This window comes from Maricaulis sp. CAU 1757 (genome assembly GCF_054482675.1).
Genome location: NZ_JBTLRI010000001.1, coordinates 406,236 through 430,518, shown reverse-complemented (window position 1 = coordinate 430,518; position 24,283 = coordinate 406,236). Strand labels below are relative to the sequence as shown.

Below are 24,283 nucleotides of genomic sequence, written 5' to 3'. Positions count from 1 at the left end.
CGGCTGCGGGATGGCTGCAGCTTCCCGGATTGCGGGGCCGGATTCAAGCGTCTGGCTGGGATCAGACCGGGAGTTCCGTAGTGTTCTTGATCGCTTGCATGGCAAAGCTGGCGCTGACGTCGGACAGCGGCGCGATGGCGATCAGCTTCTTGTAGACCTCATCATAGGCGCGCACGTCGGGCAGGCAGAGCTTTATGAGATAGTCGATATCGCCGCTCAGGCGGTAGAACTCGACGACTTCCGGCATGCGCCTCACTCCCTCCGCAAAGGCCTCAAGCCATTGCGCGTCGTGGCGGCTGGTCCGCACGGCGATAAACAGCGTGGCATGCAGGCCGAGCGCTTCCGGATCGAGCAGGGCGACGTGGCGGGCGATGATGCCCTGGTCAGCAAGGCGCTTGAGGCGGCGCGTCGTGGGTGTCGGGCTGAGGCCGATCAGGTCGGCGAGTTGCTGGATGGTGCGCGATGAATCGGCCTGGACAGCGCGCAACAGGCGGCGGTCATACTCGTCAATCTCTATCATGGCCTTGGATCCAGGTGAATTTCACTAATTCAGGGCAGTCTGGGCGCGGATAATGGCGAAAACAACCCGCTATGGTGTGGTTTCATGCTCAATGAGTTCTGCCCGGAGTGCCCGATGACCGATTTCCAAGCCGACCCCGCCGTGGACGCCGTACGCGCCGGTCTCGCGGGCAGGGGGGCTACGCTTGATACGCCGTTCGGCCGCAAGCCTTTCCTGTACGCTGACTACACCGCCTCGGGTCGGCACCACGCGCGCGTCGAAGCGGTCCTGGCCGATTTGGCAAAGGATTATGCCAACCCGCACACCGAGGACAGCGCGACCGGGCGGGCCAGCAACGCGTGGCTGCGCGAGGCCGAAGCCATCCTGCGGCGTGGGGTGCGTGCGGCGGCGGATGATTGCCTGCTGTTCTGTGGTGCCGGAGCAACCTCGGCCATTCACAAGCTGCAGGAAATCCTAGGTCTGGCGATACCACCGGCCAGCCGGCAACAGGTGGCGCGTGTCGAAGGACAGCGCACCGTGGTGTTCGTCGGTCCCTACGAGCACCATTCCAATGAGTTGAGCTGGCGCGAGAGCCTGGCCGAGGTGGTGGCAATCGGGCTGACCGAGGAAGGCGCGATCGACCTCCAATCGCTGGAAGCCGAGTTGGCGGACCCGCGTTTCGAGGGGTGCCGCAAGATCGGAGCGTTCTCTGCGGCGTCGAATGTGACCGGGGTGAAGACCGACGTGCGGGCGCTGGCGCGCCTGTTGCACCGACATAAAGCAATCCTGTGTCTCGACTGTGCCGCCAGCGCACCCTACCTGCCGATTGATATGCACCCGGACGGAGACCCGGAAGCCCGCATCGATGCGGTGTACTTCTCGCCGCACAAATTCATCGGTGGCCCGGGGGGATGCGGAGTCCTGGTGTTTGCCTCCGAGCTCTACCGCCGGGATCTGCCCCCCACCCAATGTGCCGGCGGCACTGTGCGCTATGTCTGGCCCGGTGGTCACGATTTCCTTCCGGACATCGAGGCGCGCGAGCGGGCCGGCACGCCGGGTTTGCCCCAGATTGTGCGCTCGGCCTTGGCCATGCAGCTGTTCCACGAAGTCGGCGCCGCGGTGATCGCGCGCCGTGAGGAAGCGGCGCTGGACCGGGCTTTCGAACGCTGGCTGGTGCATCCGCGCATCGATGTGCTGGGGCCGCAGGACCCGCAGCGTCGAATTGGCATTGTCTCATTCAATCTAAAGGACAGTGAAGGCGCGATCGTGCCGCCCCGACTGGTCACCACCTTGTTGAACGATGTGTTCGGTATCCAGTCGCGGGCCGGGTGTTCGTGTGCCGGGCCGTACGGACATGCGCTTCTCAAGCTGGACGACGCAACGACGCAGGCAATCCGTGCTGAAGTGCTGGCCGGGCGCACCGGAGCGCGGCCCGGCTGGTGCCGTGTCAGCCTGCACTGGGCCATGGATGAAGCAGAGGTCGACTATCTCGTGCAGGCCGTGGTCTTCCTGGCCGAGCACGCGGAGACGCTGATGCCGTTGTATCGCTGTGACCGGCAGACCGGCCAATGGCGCTGGGGCGGGGATCACGGGGTCGAGGCGCGGCGCTTTCCGGAGCAGCTGCTGGACGAAGGGATTGCGCGCCGGAGCGCTGAAACCAGCCATGCCATTGATCTCGATCAGGCCATGCACGAGGCGAGGTCGCAGGTTGAGGCGCTGAAGGTCTGGGGCCAAAGCAGGAGAGCCTAGCCTCGGCGGTAGCGCAGCACTCCCTCGTCCTCCAGCAGCGCGTCCAGGAGCGCCTGTTCGGCCTTCTCCAGTGGCGTGTGGCGTGGATATCGCGGCGACGTTTCCGCACGGTCATTGACCCATGTTCCGTCCCACATCTCGGTTTGCCGGATGAAGGCGCGCACCCGGGCTTCGCCACCACTTTCAAGGCAGCCTGCCAAACAGGTGTCGACATAGCTCTGGACAACCGGATGGTCGGCGTCCGCACGCCAATGCTCACTATTCACCACCATCCAGAAACGTCCCTGCGGCAGGCTGGAGGAGGCACCCAGGGTCTCGATGCTGGCCGGATCGATCTCGCTGAAGGCATAGCCGCGCTCGCGTTGCCGGAGTTCTGGTGAGAGCGGGGTTTCGACTAGCACGGCTTCGATTGCGCGGGCCCGATCCGGTCGCACACCGACATACGTCGCCGCTTCGTCGGCATAGCGCACGGTCCAGCCGCGACGCCACCCGTGCACGCGTACGGGCAGTGCGATCGAGGTGACGTCGGAGTAGGTTTCGCGGCTGTGGCGGCTCAGCAGGCTGCCATAGCCAAGCAGGTAATCGGTCATGTCCCTGCTTCGCACATGCGAACGGCGCGGGCAAAGCCCACGCCGCTCTCAGTGCAACTAGCGGACACGCGCTCCGGGATCAGTAGGCGCGGCCGCGGGTCGTCGGCACGTAGGACGCGCGGGCGACCGGAACCTCTTCGGAGTAGCGGTCGTCGGTCTGCGGTGCATCATTGCCGTAGAGATAGGTATTGCCCGTCGGCGCCGGGGCGCTGGAGTAGGACCGCGTCGGCGCGCCGTGCTGCGGGGCCTCGCTGACCAAGTCATTACAGTCGACCAGGCGCCATTCCCAGCGCTCTTCGGTGCGCAGGCTATAGCGGTTGACCGTGGTTGTTTCGGCCGGGATGAAGTGGTTGTTCACCGAAGCGTGCTGATCCATGACTTCGATGTGATAGCTGGCGACCTGCTCCTCGATCGGAATGGTCTGAACCGTGGCTTCCCGGACCAATACGTCGCGAGTGATTTCGGCATACTCGGCCGCATGCTGGATCTCACGAATCTCGGCCGGCTGGACGACGATGTTGCGGTGCACGGTTTCGTATTCGCCGGCTTCCTCGACGAGGCACCAGATCTCGCCGGTTTCCGCATCGTAGCGGGTCTGGGCAGCGCCCGGGACGTGCCCGCGGCGCCAGACCATGCGCGGCTCGCGCACGAGAATGGTCTCGGTCACGGTGTCATGTACGGCCGGCTGCACGACGTACTCGACATAGGCCGGGCTGACCTGGACGGTTTCCGTAATGGTCTCGTAAACCGGTTCAGTGACGACGTAGCGGAAGCCGGCATCGCGTGACACGTACTGGCGGGTTTCACCGCGCAGACGAGGCGGTAGCACGTCGTAGCGCTCATAGGCGTCCTGAGTGGTGACGCTTTCGGTATAAACGTCGTACTCCGGCTCGATCCGAACGCGCGCATAGCACTCACCGGACATCGCGCTGTTGGGCGGGTCCGGCGGGAACCATTCAACGTCTCCCGCAAAGGCGGCGGAAGACATGAGAAGAGCAACGGCAGTGCCGCCCAGGAGTTGTTTGCTGGACATGGAAATTTCCCCCATAGCATCAAGTCAAGAAGCGGCGGTGCGCGCGCTAACGCCAAAACGGTAAAGGAAAAAAAACCCTTGGTTAAGGAAAATTAACCAATCCTTTCAAGATTCAACCCACAGGGGAATTTTCAATGCTTGGCTTCAACCCGCTGCGACAACCTGTAGGAGGAGCCCGGTGCCAAAGGCGGCCAGGGTGCCCAGGATGTAGCCGACGACCGCCAGCAGAACACCGACCGGCGCCAGAGCAGGGTGGAATGCCGAAGCGACGACCGGGGCGGAGGCCGCGCCTCCTATATTGGCCTGGCTGCCGACGGCGAGGAAGAAGGTCGGCGACTTGATCAGGAAGCCGACCAAGATCAGCAGGGATGCGTGAACCAGGATCCAGATGAAGCCGACGAGGAAGAATTCCGGATTTCGGGTAATGGCGGTCACGTCCATCTTCATGCCGATCGTGGCGACGAGGATGTAGATGAACACGGACCCGGTCTTCATCGAGCCGACCGCCACCATTTTGCGGGCCCGGGTGAAGGACAGGATGACGCCGAAGGCGGTTGCGGACAGGATCAGCCAGAAGAAACCGGAATTGAGCGATAGTCGGTCGGCGTTCGGCACATTGTTGCCGAACCAGGGTGCCAGGCCTTCAGAGAAAACATGGGCGAGTCCCATGAAGCCGAGCCCGAGAGCCAGTATGATCATCATGTCGCGCAATTCCGGGATGCGCGCATGTTCCTGCTCATAGGCTTCAGCCTTGACACGAAGGTGGTCGACGGCGCGGGTGTCGGCACCTGTGCGGCGATCGATGGCATTGGCATGACGGGCGGCCAGCAGAAGCACCGCCATCCAGGCATTGGCGACGAGGATGTCGACCGCGACCCAAGCAGAGAATATCTCGTCGCCGACTTCAAAGATTTCGAACATGGCAGCCTGGTTGGCGCCGCCGCCGATCCAACTTCCGGCAAGAGTGGTCATGCCGCGCCAAACTGCGTCGGGTCCTTCCACGCCCAGGAGGTCGGGGACGAAAGAGCTGGCAATCAGCAAGGCGACAGGTCCGCCAACGACGATCCCGGCGGTCCCGGTGACAAACATGACCAGGGCGCGCGGGCCAAGCTTCAGCGTGGCCGGCAGGTCGGCCGACATGGCGAGCAGGATGAGAGCGGCCGGAAGCAGGAAGCGGGAGGCGACGAAGTAGAGGTTCGACTGGTCGGGATCGACAATGTTGAACGTGTTAAGCAGCGAAGGCAGAAAATAGCACAGCAGGAGGGGCGGGAAGATCTGGTAGAAGCGCTTGAAGAAGCCGGACTGGGCGCTCGCGGTCCAGAAGACCAGGCCCAGCATGACGGCCAGGATGCCCATGATGATGGCGTCATTGCTGATCAGCGCCGCGTTCGTCATGTCGTAATCCCCCGATAGAATGACGGGGCGGATTTGAGCCGTTCGCGGTGGCGAGGGCAAGCGCGGAAATGCAAACGGCCCGGCGGGAGCCGGGCCGTCGCATGGTGTGGAAAGGGCGAGGACCTACCAGATGGAGACGCGTTCCTCCGGCGGCAGGTAGAGGTCGTCCTCCTCGGTCACGCCAAAGGCCTCGTACCAGGCGTCCATGTTCCGGACCACGCCATTGACCCGGTACTGGCCCGGGCTGTGCGGGCCGCTCAGGAGCTGAGACCGCATGGCGTCTTCGGTGTACAGGCCACGCCATACTTGGCCCCAGGCCAGGAAGAAGCGCTGGTCCGGGGTGAAGCCGTCGATGACCTCGCCCTCGCCATGGTCGGCTTGGTACAGCTGGTAGGCGCGATAGGCCATCGACATGCCGCCGATGTCGCCAATGTTCTCGCCGAGGGTCAGGCGCCCATTCACATTGATGCCCTCGACCGGTGAGAACTCTCCGTACTGGGCGACGATCTGATCGGTGCGGGCGTCGAACTGCTCGCGCGAATACTCGGTCCACCAGTTGCGCAGCACGCCGTCGCCGTCGGACTGGCTGCCCTGGTCGTCGAAGCCGTGACCCATTTCGTGGCCGATGACGGCGCCGATGCCACCGAAATTGACCGCCGGATCGGCATAGGGATCGAAGAACGGACCCTGCAGGATGGCCGCCGGGAAGACGATCTCGTTGGCGGTGGAGGAATAATAGGCATTCACCGTCTGCGGTGACATGAACCATTCCCACTGCCGGATCGGGCCGCGCAGGCGGGCCCGGCTGTCGGCACGGAACCAGGCATTGACGCGCTCATTATTGCCCCACAGGTCATCCTCTTCGATCTCGATCGAGGAATAGTCCGGCCAGCGGTCTGGATAGCCGATCTTTGGCAGGAAACGGTCCAGCTTGTAGAACGCCTGCTCGCGGGTCTCGTCGTCCATCCATTCCAGGGTGGAGATGCGCTCGCGCAGGGCCTCGCGCAGGTATTCCACCAGCTCTTCCATCTCCGCCTTGTATTCCGGCGGGAAGTGGCGCTCGACATAGATCTGGCCGATCGCCTGGCCGAGGTTGCCGTTGACGAACTGGATGCCACGACGGTCGCGCGGACGCGGCTCCTCAGTGCCGCGCAGGGTGCGGTCCCAGAAGTCGAAGGAGCGGTCGTAGAAGTCCTCTGACAGCAAATTGCGGTGGTCGGACAGGTAGTGGAAAGCGAGATAGTCCTTCCAGGTATCCACCGGGACTTCGCTGAAATACTGCGCCAGTGACTGCACAGCGGTGTTCTGCGACACGATGACGTCGGTCTGGTCGGCATAGTCGAGCGAGGTCATGAAGGTCGACCAGTCGAAGCCGGACGCGAAGTCCGACAGCTCGGTCACAGTCATCGGGTTGTAGGTGGCGACGCGGTCGCGGCTTTCCGCCCGGGTCCAGTGAATTTCGGCGATCGCGGTTTCCAGGGCGAGGATTTCCTCGGCCTTGGCGCGGGGCTCTTCCTCGCCGGTCATCTCGAGCACGTCGGTGATGTAGTCGACATAGGCCGAGCGGTACTCCTGGAAGCGCTCGTCATCGCGCAGATAGTAGTCGCGATTGCCGAGGCCGAGGCCGGACTGGCGGATGTAGACGATGTACTGGTCCGGATTGCCGGCATCGCGCGATACGCCGGCGCCAAACAGCGACTGGTAACCGGGGGCACCAAACAGCTCGATGATGTCTTCATGGGTCTCGGCGGCGGCAATTCGCTCGAGGCCCGGCTGGGCCGGGGCGAGGCCGAGCTCGTTCAGACGGTCGGTGTCCATATAGCTGGCATAGAGGTCGCCGACCTGCTGGGCCAGTTCGCCTTCGGCGGCATCGGCTTCGGCGGATTCTGTAATGATCGCCTCGATCCGCTCCTCGGCCACCAGGGCCAGCTCGGTGAAGGCGCCGAAGCGGGAGAAGCCGGCCGGCATCTCGGTCTCTTCCAGCCAGCCTTCATTGACGTAGCGGAAGAAGTCGTCGCCGGGATCGACGGTGTCGCTGATGTGCTGCGTCTCGACGCCCCACTCGCCGAGCACCGGCGAGCCTTCGGCTACTGCAGTGCCTTGCGCGACGGTGTCCGTGGCGGCGTTGTCCTGCAGGACGGTCTCGTCGCTGGTGGCGGCGTTGTCGGCCGGGCTGCAGGCGGCGAGCAGGGCCAGGCAGACACTGCCCAAGAGGTATTTTTTCATTTGGCTTCCCCAGTGGTGATTTGTCACGCTTGGGCCAGACAGTAGGGCGTCCTCCGTGTCTGGCAACTTTCCGGACTGTTAGGATTTCGAAATTGCCGGCAGGCGCGGCCTCGCTGGCGCGCCGGCCCAGTACCAGGTTGGGGCTTGTTGCAGTCCTTGACTTGAAATGCCGCCCTATCTGGCTCTTTTAGCCGATTGTCCAGGGGAGGAGTGCCGCATGGCCGTAACCGACAAGACGCCCGAGCGGCGCAACGCGTTCACCCGGTTTCTCGACGGGGTGGAATGGCTCGGCAATCTACTGCCGCATCCGGTGACCTTGTTCGCCCTGCTGGCCGTCGGCATCGTGCTGTTGTCCGGTCTGTTCGGCTGGATGGACATCGCGGTCGAGGATCCGCGTCCGGCGGGGTCGCGTGGCGTGGCCGAGGACGGCATGATCCGGGCGGTCAGCCTGCTGAACGGGGATGGCGTTCGTCGGATATTTACCGGCCTGACCAGCAACTTCACAAACTTCGCGCCGCTCGGCGTCGTGCTCGTGGCGATGCTGGGCGTCGGCGTGGCGGAGAAGTCCGGCCTGCTGTCGGCGGCGGTGCGTGCCATGGTGCTGTCCGCGCCCAAGCATGTCGTCACCGTGGCCATCGTGTTCGCCGGCATCGTCTCGAATACCGCCTCGGAGGTCGGCTATGTGGTGCTGATCCCGTTGGCGGGCGCGATCTTCTACGCGCTGGGCCGGCATCCTCTGGCGGGCATGGCGGCGGCCTTCGCGGGGGTTTCCGGTGGTTATAGCGCCAACCTGCTGATCGGGACCATCGATCCCCTCCTGGCGGGCATCACCCAGGAAGCCGCGCGGCTGATCGACCCCGACTATGTGGTGGTCGCCACCGCCAATTGGTACTTCATGGTGGCGTCGACCTTTCTGATCACTGCGGTCGGCTCCCTGGTCACGATTTTCATCGTCGAGCCGAAGCTGGGGCGCTACGCGCCGGAACGCGCCGACCCGACCCTGCTCGACGAGCGCATGATGGAGCCGCTGAACAAGACCGAAAAGAAAGGCCTGGCCTGGGCCGGGCTCGGCGTGCTGGCGGTGCTCGGAGTCATGGCGCTGACCCTGCTGCCGGAGTGGGGTGTGCTGCGCAATCCCGACACGGGCGACCGCTTCAACTCGCCCTTCTTCCGCGGTTTCGTGGTGTGGATCCTGATCTTTTTCGTGGTCACCGGCTACGCCTATGGCCGGGCCGCGGGAACGATGAAGACCGACCGCGACATCATTGATGCCATGGCGGCGGCGCTGTCCGCGCTCGGCCTCTACATCGTCCTGGTTTTCTTCGCGGCCCAGTTCGTGGCCTTCTTCGGCTGGACCAATCTCGGCGCCATCACCGCGGTGACCGGGGCCAATTTCCTGCAGGAAACCGGCATGACCGGGCCGGCCCTGTTCTTCCTCTTCATCCTGATGTGCGGGGTGATCAACCTGTCGCTTGGCTCGGCCTCGGCGCAGTGGGCGGTGACGGCGCCGATCTTCGTGCCCATGCTGATGCTGATCGGGTATTCGCCGGAGGTGATCCAGGCCGCCTACCGGATCGGCGACAGCACGACCAACATCATCACGCCGATGATGAGCTATTTCGGACTGATCCTCGCCTGGGCGGTGCGCTATGACCGCAATCTCGGCGTCGGCACTCTGATCGCGATGATGCTGCCCTATTCGATGTTCTTTATCCTGATCTGGTCGGCCTTCTTCTTCGGCTGGACATTCCTGCTGGACCTGCCGGTCGGGCCGGGTTCGCCGACCCTTTATCCGGCGCCTCAGGGGTAGCGGGAGCGGCGCACACCGTCCACGTGCCAGCGGGTCAGGGTGGCACCAAAAAGAACGGCCGGTGAAGCGATCCACCGGCCGTTTTCATTGTGTCGGGCTGTCGGCCCTACCAGATGGAGACGCGCTCTTCCGGCGGCAGGTAGAGGTCGTCGTCTTCGGTGACATCAAAGGCCGCGTACCAGGCGTCCATATTCCGGACCACACCATTGGTGCGGTACTGCGACGGGCTGTGAGGGTCAGTGGTCAGGCGCGAGATCAGATTGTCCTCGCGGTACAGCCGGCGCCAGACCTGGGCCCAGGCCAGGAAGAAGCGCTGGTCGCCAGTCAGGCCGTCGAGCACCGGCGCCTCGCCGTCGCAGCAGGAGTCGAGATACTGGTGGTAGGCGGTGTAGGCCATCTGCAAGCCGCCCAGGTCACCGATATTCTCGCCCATGGTGAAGTCGCCATTGACGTTCATGCCCTCGACCGGGGAGTAGCCGTCATACTGGGCACCAAGCCGCTCGGCGCGCTCCTCGAAACGGGCATTGGTCTCTTCCGTCCACCAGTCACGGATCGATCCGTCATGGTCGAAACGGCGGCCCTGATCGTCGAATCCGTGACCGATTTCGTGGCCGATGACAGCCCCGATGGCTCCGTAATTCATTGCCGGGTCGGCATTGGGATCGAAGAAGGGCGGCTGAAGGATGCCGGCCGGGAAGGTGATCTGGTTCATCAGTGGATTATAGGATGCGTTGACGGTCTGCGGCGGGTAGGGCCAGTCGCCCCGGTCCACCGGACCGGCCAGGTCGGCGACCTGCTCGTTCCACTGGAACTCGTTGAGACGCATCATGTTACCGAACAAATCGTCGGCCCGGATCTCCAGATCCGAATAGTCCTGCCACTCATCAGGGTAACCGATGCGCGGCTCGAAGGTGGACAGCTTGCGCAGGGCATTGGCCCGGGTTTCGTCGTCCATCCATTCCAGTTCGTTGAGCCGGTCAGCGAAAGCGTCGGTCAGGTTGGCGACGAGGCCTTCCATCTGGTCCTTGGAGGACGGAGGGAAGTGGCGATCGACATAGACCTGGCCGACGGCTTCGCCGAGCTGACCACCGACGAGGTCGACGCCGCGCAGGTCGCGCTGGCGCTGTTCCTCTGTCCCGTTCAGGGTGCGCCCGTAAAAGTCAAACACAGCCTCGTCATAGGCTGCAGGAAGGGCGTTGGCGTTGGAGCGCAGGAAGTGGAAGGTGAGATAGTCCTTCCACACATCGACCGGGGTGTCCGCGAGAATGGCGCTGGCGCCCTCGATGGCGCTGGGCTGGGCGACGAGATAAGTGGCCACTCCGTCCAGGCCGAGCTGCTCCATGGCCATCGGGAAGGAGAATTCCGGGGCTAGCTGGTCGAGTTGGGCCAGCGGCATGGGGTTGTAGATTTTCTGGATGTCGCGGCTGTCGGCCTGGGTCCAGTGGACTTCCGCAATGCGGGTTTCCAGATCGAGAATGGCTGCAGCCTTGGCCTCGCCATCCTCGTTGCCGGCCAGCTCGAGCATATTCGCGATGAAGGCGGTATAGGCCTCGCGATACCGAGCATAAGCCTCGTTCTCGGCGTCAAGATAATAGTCGCGGTCCGGCAGTCCCAGGCCGCCCTGGCCGACGAAGACCGTGTAGCGCGTGGTGTCCGCGGGATCGGGAATGATGCCGACGCCGTAGGGCGATTGGTGATGGATGGTGGCGAACAGGGCGCGGATATCGTCATGTGTTTCCGCGGCAGCTATCTCCGCGAGGTATGGCTCGGCCGGGGCCAGGCCACGTGCCTCGACCGTGTCGGTGTCCGTCCAGCTGCCATACAGGTCACCGACCTTTTGTTCGACGGTGCCGGGCGCCGCGTTTTCGCTGGCCAGTTCCAGAATGATATCCTGCACCTGCTCGTCGGCTTCGATGGACAGCACGGTGAACATGCCGAAGTTCGAGCGGTCGGCCGGGATTTGAGTGTTGTCGAGCCACTGGCCATTGGCATAGCGGTAGAAGTCATTGCCGGGATCGATCGAGGTGTCCATGCCCTCGAGGTCAAAACCCCACTCACCAATTTCGGCTTCAGTGGAGAGCGTTCCGGTGCCGTTCGCCGATGTGTCGGTGGTGGTTTCAACGGCGGTATCGGTCTGCGGCGCTTCGGCGGTTTGCTCGCAGGCAGCCAGCAAGGCCAGCGCGGCCGTGCTCAACAACAACTTCTTCATCAGGACTTCCCCAGGGTTTTTCGTAATTCGAAGGCATAACGCCCCGCACTGAATACAGTGCGGGGGGTCACTTGGCTATTCGGCCAGCGTTTCGCCCAGATGGCCGGGGCGTTCGCCATGCGCGAAGTCGGTGTCGGAGTATTCCTCGCCGAACGGCTTCTGCTTCTCACCCGTCCACAGGCGCCGCGACAGTCGAGCAATATCGACGCCGATGGCATACATGGCCGGGACCATGATCAGGGTGAGGAAGAGGGCGAAGATCACCGCAAATCCTAGTGCCACGACCATCGGCTTGAGGAATTCCGCCTGGGTCGACCGTTCCGACATCATCGGGAAGATGCCGAGGAAGGTGGTAACCGAGGTGAGCAGGATCGGCCTGAAGCGTTGCACACCAGCGTCGACGAGGGCCTGGAAGGCTCCAACGCCATTGGCCCGCAGCCGGTTGATGAAGTCGATCAGCACCAGATTGTCGTTGATCACCACGCCGGCAGCCGCGCCGACCCCGAAATAGGAGAACAGGGCAATCGGCATGTCGAACAGGAGGTGGCCGAAGATCGCGCCGGTCAGGGCGAACGGGATAGCCACCATGATGGCGAGGGGCTGGAAATAGGAGCGGAAGGCGACGGCCAGAAGCAGATACATCGAGCCCAGCGCGAAGGCCAACAGCACCAAGACTTCCTGCATGAATTCACGCTCGCCCTCGGCTTGGCCGATCTCGTCGCGCGACAGGCCGGGGAAGCGGGCGTCGAAGCTGGGGAAGAAGTCTTCCTCAAGACTCTGATTGATGTCGCCACGGGCCGACGGGTCGGACAGTTCGGCCCGGACCGTCACCGTGCGCATGCCGTTGCGGCGGTTGATGCGGTTGAGGCCCGGAGCGAAGTCGGCTTCGGCCACCGCCGCGAGCGGGACTTCACGACCGTCTGCGGTGCGGATGCGCAGGTCGGTGAGTGTGTCGAGCGAGCGACGCGCCTCTGTATCCATGCGCACCATGACGCGGACGTCCTGGCCGTTGCGTGGCAGGCGCTGTGCCTCCTCACCGTAGAAAGCCTGGCGGACCTGGCGCGTGACGTCCTGGAGGGTCAGACCGAGTGCCTGGGCGTCCGGGCGCAGGGTGAACTGCAACTCCTCGGTCGAGGTCTGCAGGCTGTCGACCACGTCGTACAGCGTGTCATAGCTGCGCAGCTGGGTCTTGAGGTCCTCCGACGCGGCGCGCAGGACATCGAGGTCCTGGTGCGACAGGGCGAAAGTCATCGAATTGCCACCGTCATTGATCGTCGAATCGAGGCGAATTTCCTCGGCGTCAGGGATCGGTCCGAGATAGTCGCGGATGACCTGGGCAACCTCAGCTGTCGGCAGATTGCCCGGACGGTCTTCCGGGTCGGCGAGCGTGATCCAGGCCCGGATGCGGCCATCGGTAGCCAGCGTCGAGCGGCTTTCGATCATGTCCACCTCACCAGGGTACTCCTCCCGGTAGTGGCGCAAGGCCTGGTCCTGGGCGGAGTCGAGCTGCTGGCGGACGCGTTCGGTGCGCCCCCAGGGTGTGCCCTCGGCAAGCTGGATATTGACCTGGATGGTCTCGTTCTCGATCTGCGGCATGAACACCGAACCGACGCGGTTGGTCATCATCAGCGACAGCGAGATGACGAAGATCATCACAAAGCCGAGCACCGTCGCATAGCGATTGCGGATAGCGAACTTGGCCACGGGCCGGTAGACGTTGCGAGCAAAGGCAACCAGCGTCTGGGCAATGGCGCGCTGAATTTTAATCAGCGGGCCGAACATGCCTGTCGTGCTCTGCGGCTTCAGGTGTGACAGGTGGGCCGGCAGGATGAGCAGGGATTCGATCAGCGAGAAGCTGAGGGCGGCGATCACGACCAGTGATATCTGGCGCGTGAACTGGACTTCCGGTCCGCTCAGCAGCATCCACGGCGAGAACATCATGATGGTGGTGATCACCGCAAAGATGACCGGCTTGGCCACCATCTGGGTGCCGATGATCGAAGCGGTAATGCCGGGTTCGCCTCGTTCCACCCTGTCATAGATGTTTTCTCCGACCACAATCGCATCGTCGACCACGATGCCGATGACCAGGAGGAATGCGAACAGCGACAGCATGTTCAGGGTGACGCCCAGCATCGGCAGGACCAGGAAGGCGCCGCCGAAGGCGATAAAGATGCCGATGGTCACCCAGAAGGCGACGGCCGGGCGCAGGAACAGGAAGAGCACGATCAGGACCAGGATGCCGCCGACCAGCGCCGACTTGGAGATCGTCTCCATGCGCGCCGTGTACATCTCCGAATTGTCCCACCACAGCGACAGGCTCACCCCGTCCGGCAGTTCGGCGCGTTTTTCCTCGATGTACTCGCGCACGGCCGCGGAGGTATTGACGACGTCCATGTTGGGCGAAGTCTCGACCACAACGAGGACCATGGGCTCGCTGTTATAGGTGGCTTCCAGGTTGAAATCGCTGAAGCCGTCAGTGACCTGGGCAACGTCGTTGACGCGCAGCGTGCCGCCGTCGGAGGTCTGGCGGATGATGATGTTTTCAAACTCGGCGGCGGAATCGGCGAGCTGCCGCGAGGTCAGCGCGAGATCGCCAAGTTCGGTGCGTACACTGCCGGCCGAAGCGTTGAGCGAGGAAGAGCGGACGGCGCGGACGATCTCGTCAAAGGTCAGGCCATAGCGGCGCAGACTGTCCTCCGACACCTCGATGGAGACTTCTTCGCCGCGCCGCGCCCACAGATTGACGATCGAGGCGCCGGGCAGCTGGGCCACCTCGTCACGCACTTCCCGGGCCATGTCTTGCAGGTCGCGCCGGTCGACATTGCCGTGGATGGCAAAGCCGACAACCTGGTCGGAATTTCGCCATTGGCTGACAATCGGGCGGAAGGCGGACTGGGGCAGATTGCTGACCGAGTCGACTTCCAGTTTCACGTTGTCGATGAATTCCCCGACATCGACATTGCGCTTGCCCTCGATATTGACGAAGCCATTCCCCTCGCGGGCTGTCGATGTGATGGTCTCGATACCGTCCATGTCGGCGAGGGCTTCCTCGATGCGGACGATGATCTGTTCCTCGATCTCCTGGGGCGAGGCGCCGGGCCAGGCGACCGAGACGGTTGCGCCATTGAAGGAGGCGGTGGGGAACACTTCACGATTGAGGCTGACATAGCCGATGATCCCACCCAGAACGGCGACGATCATAAGGAGGTTGGCGGCGACGGAGTTGCGGGCCCACCAGCCAATGATGCCGCCCTTGACGTCGGCGTGGGTCTTGTTCGGATCGGTCATCTGGGTCTCCTCGCATGGCTGCCGGGTTTAGCCGGCGCTGGCCACTGCCTCCGTGCTGGCTTCGCCGGTGTCGGTTTCCGCCAGGCCTGCCTCGTCATTGTCCTCGTCTTCGTCCGGGCTCCCGGTGTCCAGGTCCGCCGAATAGGCGCTCAACAGTTCACCAGCATTGTCATAGGTCTGGATACGCATCCCGTCGCTGGCACCGCGGATCGGCGAAACAACGACCATTTCGCTACCTTGAAGCCCGTTACGCACAACAACGCGATCCGGATTTGAGGTGATCACGTCGACGGTATGGATCGACAGTGTTCCACCTTCCTCGGCCACGTAGACCTGGTTCTCGCCGCGCAATGCGGAGCGGGGCAGGATGTATGCGTTCTGGACTTCACGCCCCTGCACGCTGGCATTGACGAACAGGCCGACGGCGAGCGGGCTGCCACCTTCGGCGGCGGCGCCGTAGGGATCTTCGACCTCGACGATGGCGTAGAGCACGCGGGTCTGCGGATCGATGGCGCTATCGGTGCGGGTGATGCGGCCCTGCCAGGTCCGGGGCTGGCCCGCCAGCGTCGCGGTCAGTGTCACCGGCAGGCCCTCACCGGCTGCCGTGGCGTCGTAAGCCACCGGGATGCCAAGCAGGCCAAGCTGATGGTCGGTCAGGGGCAATCGGACCAAGATGGTATCGGTCGAGAAGACTTCGCCGAGATTGGCACCGGGCGCGACATACTGGCCGAGATCGGCATTCTTGCTGCGGACGCGACCGTCAAACGGCGCGGAAATCCGCGTGCGCTGCAGGTCAAGGCGGGCCGATTGCAGACTGGCCTGGGCTGCCGCGAGCTGGGCGCGGGCCTCGGCCAGTTGCGGCTCGCGCAATGTCAGGGCCGACGCTTCACCCGTGCCGAGTTGCTCCCATTCGCTGGATGCGAGGTCGGATTCGGCCTGCTCGCGAGCAAGGTTCTGTTCGGCCTGCGCGACCTGAGCGGCGGCGCGGGTCACGGCGAGGCGGTAATCGGCGTCTTCGATCTGGATCAGGGTTTCGCCGGCCTCGAAGAATCCACCCTCGATGAAGTCGGGATTGACGAAGGTGATGCGTCCCGCGACCTGCGGCACCAGGTTGATCTGGGTGCGAGGCCGGGCTTCGCCCTGGCTGTTGACGGTGAGCGAAACGGTGTCGACCTCCACAGGCTCGACGAATACCGCTACGGGCCTGGGCGCGGCATTGGCGCGCTCGGGTTCCGGCTGGGTCACGAACAGCATGACGATTACCGGGAGGGCGACCAAAGCCACGATGCCGATGATCAGGAAACGTCCCAGAAACTTGCCCATTATTGCTCTCCTGTCAGTGCGGCCGGGTCTGCGGGCGGCGCCACGGAGACATCGCCGGCGGTGGCGAGATAGAGGTCGACGCGATTGGCCGCGCGGTCGCGGCGCGCCGAGATGTACTGGCTTTCAGCGCTGATCCGACGGCTCTGGGCGGTCAGCAATTCGAAAATGGTGGCAACGCCGCTGGCATACTGGCGAACCACAAGTTCTTCAGCCTCGGCGGCCTCGCGGAACGCCTGTTGAAGATTGTCCACGCGCTGGGCGAGCAGCGCGTCGGACAGCAGGGCGTTTTCCGCTTCTTGCCAGGCATTGAGCACGGTCGAGACGTAAGCTGCGACCTGCAGCTCGGCCTGAGCCTCGGCCTGATCCCGGCGGGCGCGCAGGGCCCCTCCGTTGAAGATGGGCCCGACCAGCGAGGCGGTCAAACTGGAGACCAGACCGTCGATGTCGAACAGTTCTTCGATGTCGGTGCCGCCGGTCCCGCTTGAGCCGCTGAGTGACAGGCTGGGGTACAGTGCCTTGCGAGCCACCGAGGCTTGGAGGCCGGCGGCCTCAAGGCGACGCTCGGCAGCCTGGATGTCCGGGCGGCGGGTGAGCAGGTCTGCCGGCGTACCGACACCGCCGACCGGCCCGAAAACCGGGAAGTCGGCGGCGGGTACCAGGCTGGCGGAGGGATACCGTCCTAGGAGGATTTCGACACTGCGAGTGGCGGCGGCCTCGATGCTGATGCGCGTCGCCAGGGACGCCTCCGAAGAAGCCAAGGCGCTGCGCGCTGTGCGAACATCCGAGCTGCGCACCAGACCGCGGGCGAAGCGACGCTCGGTGAGATCGAGCGACTGGCGTCGGGTCGCGACATCACGTTCGGCCAGCTCCGTCTGCAGCTGTGCTTCGGTGAGGGCGAACCAGCCTTTGGCTACCAGACCTGCGATCGACAAGCGGGTGGCACGAACATCGGCAACGGCGGCATCCGCACCAAGCCGGCCGGCCAGCGCGCCATCAGCGACGCGTCCCCAGATATCAGCTTCCCAGGACGCCGACAGGCCAAGCGAAAACGCATCGCTGCCGGGACCTGTTTGACGCTCCGTGCGGGTATAGCCGGCGCTGCTGTTGAGGGAGGGCAGGCGGTCGGCACCGGCGATGCGGGCAGAGGCCTGTGCCACTTCCAGGCGAGCCAAGGCCTGGGCCAAGCTTGGATTGGCGGCAAAGGCCTCGGCCACCAGCCCGTCGAGTGCCGGATCACCGAGTGCGGCGATCCAGATGTCCGACGGCGACGTGGTGTCCTGACCGACATCCGTGGCCCAGTCGACCGGCACGGCCGGCAGGCTGTCGGGCCCGACGCCGGGCTGGACACTGGCGCAAGCCGTGGTCGTCAGCGCCGTCGCAATTACCAATAAGCGTTTGTGCACGTCTTGTCCCCGCACAGTCTTCCCGTCGAATGGGCATCCTATGGCCGGCATAGCGAAAGTCAACAGATTTTTATCGAAAAACACTAAATCGATAGCGAATGCCATGAAAACTCTCTCGATTTTCGAGATGGCATAAGCCCATTGCCTTCCGGGTCTGGTCGGCGCAGCCCCGGGCCCTGCAATACTGCCCCCTTGCTCCTTCGGGCACTTACGGTTTTGTTAGTCGCGACAGATGACAACAAAGCGAGGCGTCTATCTTGGACCGGAATCCCCTGCAGGCGCATTCAACGATCCGCATCCGTAGACGAGACACGGCGGCGGTGGCCGTGCTCGGCTGTCTGGTGGTGCTGTTTTTCTGGATCTTCGGCGAACTCGCCTTCTTGCCCACCCTGGTTGCCATAGCCACGATTAGCGCGCTGTCCACGCTGTACTATCTGACCGTCAGCACGACGCTGCGGCCCGGCTCGGCAGCGCGTTCGGTGTCGGCCACTACCACCGCGTCGGCGGTGGATCCGCACGACCGGATGCTGGAAAGCCTACCGGTGCCGATCCTGCTGATCGGTCAGTCGGGCCGTATCGAATTTGCCAATCCGGAGGCCCGGGAATTTCTCGGCCTGGCTGAGGCGAGCGGGCATTTGTCGGCCGTACTGCGGCAACCGGAAGTGCTCGATGCGGTCGGACGCGCTCTCAGAGGCGGCAAGGCCGAAACAGTCGAGTACGAAGTCACGATTCCGTTCGAGAGCTATGTCCGGGCGTTTGTTGCGCCGCTTGATCAGGCGAGTGAGGGGCCCGGGCACCACAATGAGGCGATGTTGGTCCTCTTTGATGAAACCTCGGTCAAGCGCGTTGACCGGATGCGGGCGGATTTCCTCGCCAATGCCAGCCATGAATTGCGCACACCGCTCGCTTCGCTGGCCGGCTTTATCGAGACCCTGCGGGGTCATGCCAAGGACGACACGGTTGCGCGAGAGCGTTTCCTAGACATCATGTTCGACCAGACGGAGCGCATGCGACGCCTGATCGATGACCTGTTGTCTCTGTCTCGGGTCGAGCTGAACGAACACGTCCCGCCGAGCCAAACCACCGATCTGGTGCAAATGGTGCGGGACGCGGTCGATTTGATGCATCCGCTGGCCGGCGACCGATCCGTGACGATCGAGACCGACCTCCCTGGCAACGCCTGTGTCCGTGGCGACCGGGATCAGCTGACCGAGGTGATCCTCAACCTGCTCGAAAACGCCATCAAGTACTCCAGCGCCGACGCTACCATCACGATTGGCCTAGAGACCGGCCTCACGCGGTCAGCGGTCGAGCGTCCGAAGAGCCGCCTTGACGACGGTGCGGCGCGTCTGACCCTGGCGATGCCGGCAACAGAGGGCGGCGAAAACTTCGCCCTGCTCTGGGTCAAGGATCACGGCCGTGGTATCGAGCGGCGCGACCTGCCCCGCCTGTCGGAACGATTCTTCCGCGTTGATGGCCAGAAGAGTGGTCCAAAGGAGGGCACTGGGCTGGGGCTGGCCATCGTGAAGCATATCGTGAACCGTCACCGCGGCGGCCTTCTGGTGGAAAGTCTGCCGGGGCAGGGTTCTGTATTTTCAGTGTTTTTGCCTATGGCCCAGGCGGGGCGACAGGCAGTCGAAAGTGGCGATGCACCGGCCGTGACCTGATAATCCCGGCCGCTGTCACAAAACCGTAGCGAGCCTGTCATAAAGGGGGCGGGCAAGCCGGGCCTGCTCAGGCGGGGTCCGTGGAATTCCCGATCGCTCGAAGGGCTGAGCCGCATGTCCATTCTCGCCATCGTTGCTCTGCTGGTGCTGGTCATGTTGGCTAGTGGCTTCTACATCGGTCGATCGCGGGCGGTGCGGCTGGCCGAAGGCGAGCGTGTGCGTCTGCACTCTCTGCCCAATTATCATGGCTACCACGTTGCGATTTGGACCGGCCTCCCGGCCTTCCTGGTGCTGCTCATGCACGGGGTGTTCAGCGGCCAGGTGGTCGAGCATCTCACCTACGCCGAGCTGCGGCGCGCCGCTGCGCCACTGGTCGAGGAGCTGGACCGGACCGCCGGCGATGACGGCCTGCTGGCGCGCAATATCGAACAGACCCAGGCCCTGCGCACGCGCAGTAGCGAGATCGAGGCCGCCGTTCGCGAATTGCGAGCGGCTGAAGGCGAGGCGCGCGACCCGGAGCGTTTGTCCGACCTGCGGGCCGAACAGCTGGACCTGATCAACCGCATCGCTGCCAGCGAGGAGACTGTGCGCGAGCGCCGGACCGAGCTTGTTACAGCAATTGCCGAGACCGCCCGCGCCGAAGGCGCCAGCGTCAAGGCACAGGCCGGTTTCGAGCTGATGCAGGCGCCGCGCGAGCAGCGCCAGCTCTTCCTTTCCGATGCGTCGCAGATCGCGTCAGGGGAGACGCCGAGCCGGACCTCGGCTGCGCTGCGCATTACTGCTGAAGTAATCGCCCACCATCGCGTCCAGCTGCGCTGGATGGCAGCGGGCATGGCGCTGATCCTGGCGCTCGCCGGCCTGACACGGACGCGCGGACAGATCGAGCGCGACTTCCGTGCCCGCAATCATGTCGAGGGGCTGGTCAAGATCCTGCTGCTGATTTCGTCAGTAATCGCCATCCTGACCACGCTGGGAATCGTGCTGTCGCTGTTGTTCGAGAGTCTGCGCTTTTTTGCCGAAGTGCCGATTTTCGAATTCCTGTTCGGGCTGCAATGGTCGCCGCAGATTGCCTTGCGCGCCGATCAGGTCGGCCAATCGGGGGCCTTCGGGGCCGTGCCCCTGTTTGCCGGCACAGCCCTGATTACACTCATTGCGATGGTGGTGGCGGTACCGATCGGCCTGTTTGCAGCCATCTATCTGTCGGAATACGCCGGGCCGCGTTTCCGGGCTACCGCCAAGCCCTTGCTGGAGATTCTGGCCGGTATCCCCACTGTGGTTTACGGCTTCTTCGCCCTCCTGACCGTTGGGCCGGCCATTCGCGGCCTATTCTCGGCCCTCGGCTACGACGACGTTGTGACCCAGAGCGCGCTGTCGGCCGGTTTGGTCATGGGGATCATGATCATCCCCTTCATTTCTTCGCTCAGCGATGACGTGATCAATGCGGTGCCCCAGACGCTGCGTGACGGCTCATATGCAATGGGAGCAACGAAGTCGGAAACCATCACCCAAGTTGTCATGCCCGCCGCTCTGCCGGGCGTGGTCGGCGCCATCCTGCTTGGCATCAGCCGGGCCGTCGGCGAAACGATGATCGTGGTCATGGCGGCCGGGCAAGGGGCCAATCTGACAGCCAATCCGCTGGAGTCGGTGACCACGATCACGGTGCAGATCGTCATGCTGCTGACCGGTGACCAGGAATTCGACAGTCCCAAAACGCTGTCTGCCTTCGCCCTCGGCTTGGTGCTGTTCTGCATGACCCTGATCATGAACATCATCGCCCAGCGCGTGGTCCAGAGATACCGGGAAAAGTATGACTGATCGCCCTGAAACACCCAGCGTTCGAGAGCTGGTCGAGCGGCGCCTGGCGCACCGTTACCGGTCGGAATGGCGTTTCCGCACGGCCGGGTTTGCGGCCGTGGCGACCGCCATCATTATCCTCATCGTGCTGCTCGGCTCGATCGTCGCCCAAGGTATTCCGGCCCTGACCACGAAGGAAATCGTGCTGCCCGTCGAGCTGGAAGAAGGCATTGTGGATCCCGCTGGTGATCGGAGCGAAGAATCGCTGCGCCGCGGCAGCTATTCCCGGGTGCTGCAGACTGGCATGCGTGATCTGTTTCCCTCGGTAGATGACCGCCGTGAGCTGCGGGCCCTGTTTGGACTTTACACGCCGCTTAACGCGCCGCGTCTGATGGATGAGGTGCTGGAACGCCCCGGGCTGGTGGGCTCGCAATACAATTTCCGCATGCCCTTGGCAGACGACCTCGACTTGTACCTTAAAGGGCGGCTGGTCGAGGACCGTATAATGCGACCGGATGGTCTTTTGTCGCTGGATACCGTCGGTGACGGAGTGATGGTGCAGTCGACCGAAGCGGATTTCGCAGGCCTGGTGGCGAGCATGCGTGAGGTCATCGCGGCGGAAGTCGCCGCGCTTCGCGCGCAGGCGGCGCAGTTTGCCGAGCAGGCAGCGCTGCTCAGCGGCGATGATGCCGCCGAGGCTGAGGCCCGAGCGGCCAGGCTGGTCGCTCAGGCCGATGCCCGTCAGGCGCTGCTGGCAGCCGAGGACGGATTGATCCCGCTCGATGACGACCTTCCCAGCGTGCTTGTGGAAACAGCCGGTCACAGTGTGCGCATGACTGCGCTGGCCGTGGACGGCCAGGGCGGACGCGGCGAGCGCTTGCTCAATGACGAGGCCATCAGCCAAGTCGGGGACTGGGACATCTATGTCATCGAAACCCCTGCGGCTCGACGCCGGGTCGATGACCAGGTCATTGCCTGGACCCGGGATCTGGCCCGGCGTGGCGTCATCGAGACCAGTTTCAATACCTATCTGTTCTCCAATGCCGACAGCCGCGAGCCGGAACTGGCGGGGGTCAAGGGGGCGCTTTACGGCTCCATCCTGACCATGATCGTCACCTTGCTGATCTCGGTACCGATCGGCGTGTTCACCGCGCTATACCTCGAGGAATATGCTCCGAAGAACCGGTTCACCGCGCTCATCGAGGTCAATATCAACAATCTGGCCGCGGTGCCGTCTATCGTCTTTGGCCTGCTCGGTCTGGCCGTTTTCATCAACGCCTTCGGGCTGCCGCGCTCGGCTCCGCTGGTTGGTGGCCTGGTGTTGTCGCTGATGACCCTACCGACCGTGATCATCGCCACGCGCGCCGCTCTCAAGGCTGTGCCGCAATCGGTGCGCCAGGCAGCGCTGGCGGTTGGGGCCTCGAAAACCCAGACCGTGTTCCACCACGTGCTGCCGCTGGCCGCGCCGGGAGTGCTGACCGGGTCGATCATTGGCCTCGCCCAGGCGCTGGGTGAGACCGCGCCGCTGCTGATGATCGGCATGGTGGCGTTCATTGCCGACGCACCCAGCCTGGGTCTGTCGGGCTTCACCGAACCGGCAACTGTCATGCCGGTTCAGATCTTCTTGTGGTCGGACGGGGCGGAACGGGCATTCGAGGCCCGCACCGCCGCCGCGATCCTGGTTCTTCTGGCGCTTATGCTGAGCTTCAACAGCCTGGCGATTTATCTGCGCCGCCGCTTCGAACGTAGATGGTAATGTCATGAGCGATCAGTCGATCTCCCAGCCAGCCGGTGAAGGCGAACTGCCGACCTCGGACCCGATCAAGGTCACGGTCCGTGACGTCAATGTGAGCTATAGCGGCAAGCTGGCCCTGAGCCATGTCTCACTGGATATTCCCGATCGAAGCGTGACTGCCTTCATCGGGCCTTCGGGCTGTGGCAAGTCGTCCTTCCTGCGTTGCCTGAACCGCATGAACGACACCATCGACGGAGCTGTGGTGACCGGCTCGATCCAGATGGACGGACAGGAAATCAACGACAAATCCATCGATCCCGTGGTGTTGCGAGCCAGCGTCGGCATGGTTTTCCAGAAGCCCAACCCGTTTCCCAAGTCGATCTATGACAATGTCGCCTACGGACCGCGGATCCACGGTCTTGCAGCAACCCGCGAAGAGCTCGACAGCATAGTCGAGAATTCGCTGCGCAAGGCGGGTCTCTGGGACGAGGTGTCCGACCGGCTGACCCATCCCGGAACCGGCCTCTCGGGCGGCCAGCAGCAGCGCCTGGTCATTGCCCGCGCCATCGCCGTCAATCCGGAAGTGATCCTGATGGACGAACCGTGCTCGGCGCTCGACCCGATCGCCACGGCGCGCATCGAGGAACTGATCGACGAACTGCGCGAGAATTACTGCATCATCATCGTTACCCACTCGATGCAGCAGGCCGCCCGGGTATCGCAGCAGACCGCCTTCTTCCATATGGGCTCGCTGGTCGAGTTCGGGACGACGGAAGACATTTTCACCAATCCGCAGGACACGCGGACGCAGGATTACATCACTGGACGGTTCGGCTGACGCCGGATCTCGAGGAGGCCCCATGGCGCTTTCCAGAACTGCTCATATTGTCACCGCCTACGGCGAAGAGCTTGACCAACTGGCTGACGACATCGCCCGCATGGGTGGTTTGGTTGAAACCCAGCTGGAAACAGCAGTCACCGCAGTCGTCCGCCGGGACGCCAGCGTCGCCGATGACGTGCGCGCCCGCGAGCGCCAGGTCAACGCTTTGCAGGTCGATGTCGAGAAGCGGGTGCTGCGGCTGTTCGCGTTGCGCCAGCCGCTGGCCACCGACCTGCGCATGACGGTTTCCGCCATCAAGATCGCCACGGACCTCGAGCGCATCGGAGATCTGGCCAAGAACATTGCCTATCGCGCCGGTGACCTCGCGGAGTTCCAGCCTGTAGAGCTGACCCAGCAGATCGAGAAGCTGGGCAATGTCGTGACCCAGCAATTGCGGCGTGTCCTCGACGCCCTGTCATCGGCAGATGTCGAGCCGGCGGTGCGGGTCTGGCAGAGTGATGATGAAGTCGATGACCGGTACAACACGCTGGTGCGCGAAATGCTCCTGAGCATGACGAAGGACAGCAGCCTGGTCGGCCCCGGCGTGCACATCCTCTTTGTGGCCAAGAACCTGGAACGGATTGGCGACCACGCCACCAATATTGCGGAAGCCGTTCACTTCATGGTCACCGCCGGTCCCATCAAGGAGGCCGTCGGTCCGAAGCCCTGACGCAGTCCC

At 63.6% G+C, this 24,283-nt stretch carries 16 protein-coding genes; 7 read left to right on the top strand and 9 right to left on the bottom strand.

The window, feature by feature from the left end:
• Positions 1–61 precede the first annotated feature (61 nt).
• Positions 62–520: an Lrp/AsnC family transcriptional regulator gene (locus ACXYMR_RS01990; protein WP_458941073.1), complete on the bottom strand. Its 459-nt coding sequence runs from the start codon at positions 518–520 to the stop codon at positions 62–64.
• Positions 521–634: 114 nt separating this feature from the next.
• Here ACXYMR_RS01990 and ACXYMR_RS01985 point away from each other — a divergent pair, with 114 nt between their 5' ends.
• Positions 635–2,248 carry an aminotransferase class V-fold PLP-dependent enzyme gene (locus tag ACXYMR_RS01985; protein WP_458941072.1) on the top strand — a complete coding sequence of 538 codons (1,614 nt, stop codon included), beginning with the start codon at positions 635–637 and terminating at the stop codon, positions 2,246–2,248.
• On the opposite strand, the gene ACXYMR_RS01980 is transcribed toward ACXYMR_RS01985, so the two are convergent.
• The 4 genes from ACXYMR_RS01980 to ACXYMR_RS01965 form a co-directional block, all read right to left on the bottom strand.
• Positions 2,245–2,838, bottom strand: coding sequence for a hypothetical protein (locus tag ACXYMR_RS01980; RefSeq protein ID WP_458941071.1), 594 nt, complete (start codon positions 2,836–2,838; stop codon positions 2,245–2,247). The genes ACXYMR_RS01985 and ACXYMR_RS01980 overlap by 4 nt on opposite strands.
• A gap of 79 nt (positions 2,839–2,917) precedes the next feature.
• Positions 2,918–3,871, bottom strand: a complete 954-nt coding sequence (locus tag ACXYMR_RS01975; RefSeq protein WP_458941070.1) for a hypothetical protein — start codon at positions 3,869–3,871, stop codon at positions 2,918–2,920.
• 144 nt (positions 3,872–4,015) lie between these two features.
• Positions 4,016–5,266 carry a DUF819 family protein gene (locus ACXYMR_RS01970; protein ID WP_458941069.1) on the bottom strand — a complete coding sequence of 417 codons (1,251 nt, stop codon included), beginning with the start codon at positions 5,264–5,266 and terminating at the stop codon, positions 4,016–4,018.
• Between the two features lie 123 nt (positions 5,267–5,389).
• Positions 5,390–7,492 (bottom strand): M13 family metallopeptidase, encoded by a 2,103-nt coding sequence (locus ACXYMR_RS01965; RefSeq protein ID WP_458941068.1) that lies wholly within the window; start codon positions 7,490–7,492, stop codon positions 5,390–5,392.
• 217 nt (positions 7,493–7,709) lie between these two features.
• On the opposite strand from ACXYMR_RS01965, the gene ACXYMR_RS01960 reads away from it, so the two are divergent.
• Positions 7,710–9,302 carry an AbgT family transporter gene (locus ACXYMR_RS01960; protein ID WP_458941067.1) on the top strand — a complete coding sequence of 531 codons (1,593 nt, stop codon included), beginning with the start codon at positions 7,710–7,712 and terminating at the stop codon, positions 9,300–9,302.
• A 106-nt stretch (positions 9,303–9,408) separates the two neighbouring features.
• On the opposite strand, the gene ACXYMR_RS01955 is transcribed toward ACXYMR_RS01960, so the two are convergent.
• The 4 genes from ACXYMR_RS01955 to ACXYMR_RS01940 all read right to left on the bottom strand — a co-directional run bounded on the left by ACXYMR_RS01955 (position 9,409) and on the right by ACXYMR_RS01940 (position 17,528).
• A complete protein-coding gene (locus tag ACXYMR_RS01955; RefSeq protein ID WP_458941066.1) occupies positions 9,409–11,511 on the bottom strand; it encodes a M13 family metallopeptidase in 2,103 nt (700 codons plus the stop codon).
• 75 nt (positions 11,512–11,586) lie between these two features.
• Positions 11,587–14,802 carry an efflux RND transporter permease subunit gene (locus ACXYMR_RS01950; RefSeq protein WP_458941065.1) on the bottom strand — a complete coding sequence of 1,072 codons (3,216 nt, stop codon included), beginning with the start codon at positions 14,800–14,802 and terminating at the stop codon, positions 11,587–11,589.
• 27 nt (positions 14,803–14,829) lie between these two features.
• Positions 14,830–16,125 (bottom strand): efflux RND transporter periplasmic adaptor subunit, encoded by a 1,296-nt coding sequence (locus ACXYMR_RS01945; RefSeq protein ID WP_458941064.1) that lies wholly within the window; start codon positions 16,123–16,125, stop codon positions 14,830–14,832.
• On the bottom strand, positions 16,125–17,528 hold the full coding sequence (locus ACXYMR_RS01940; RefSeq protein ID WP_458941063.1) for an efflux transporter outer membrane subunit: 1,404 nt from the start codon (positions 17,526–17,528) through the stop codon (positions 16,125–16,127). The genes ACXYMR_RS01945 and ACXYMR_RS01940 overlap by 1 nt, the downstream gene beginning before the upstream one ends.
• 257 nt (positions 17,529–17,785) lie before the next feature.
• On the opposite strand from ACXYMR_RS01940, the gene ACXYMR_RS01935 reads away from it, so the two are divergent.
• From ACXYMR_RS01935 to phoU, 5 genes are all read left to right on the top strand, one after another.
• The gene (locus ACXYMR_RS01935; RefSeq protein WP_458941062.1) at positions 17,786–19,195 is read left to right on the top strand and encodes an ATP-binding protein; all 1,410 of its coding nucleotides are present in this window, start codon (positions 17,786–17,788) and stop codon (positions 19,193–19,195) included.
• Positions 19,196–19,309: 114 nt separating this feature from the next.
• Entirely contained in the window at positions 19,310–21,010 is a 1,701-nt protein-coding gene (pstC, locus tag ACXYMR_RS01930) for a phosphate ABC transporter permease subunit PstC (protein WP_458941061.1), read from the top strand.
• Complete coding sequence (gene pstA / locus ACXYMR_RS01925) at positions 21,003–22,745, top strand: phosphate ABC transporter permease PstA (RefSeq protein ID WP_458941060.1); 1,743 nt, start codon at positions 21,003–21,005, stop codon at positions 22,743–22,745. Before pstC ends, pstA begins: the two co-directional genes overlap by 8 nt.
• Positions 22,746–22,749: 4 nt before the next feature.
• Positions 22,750–23,562 carry a phosphate ABC transporter ATP-binding protein PstB gene (gene pstB / locus ACXYMR_RS01920; RefSeq protein WP_458941059.1) on the top strand — a complete coding sequence of 271 codons (813 nt, stop codon included), beginning with the start codon at positions 22,750–22,752 and terminating at the stop codon, positions 23,560–23,562.
• A 22-nt stretch (positions 23,563–23,584) separates the two neighbouring features.
• Positions 23,585–24,274 carry a phosphate signaling complex protein PhoU gene (gene phoU, locus ACXYMR_RS01915; RefSeq protein ID WP_458941058.1) on the top strand — a complete coding sequence of 230 codons (690 nt, stop codon included), beginning with the start codon at positions 23,585–23,587 and terminating at the stop codon, positions 24,272–24,274.
• Positions 24,275–24,283 lie beyond the last annotated feature (9 nt).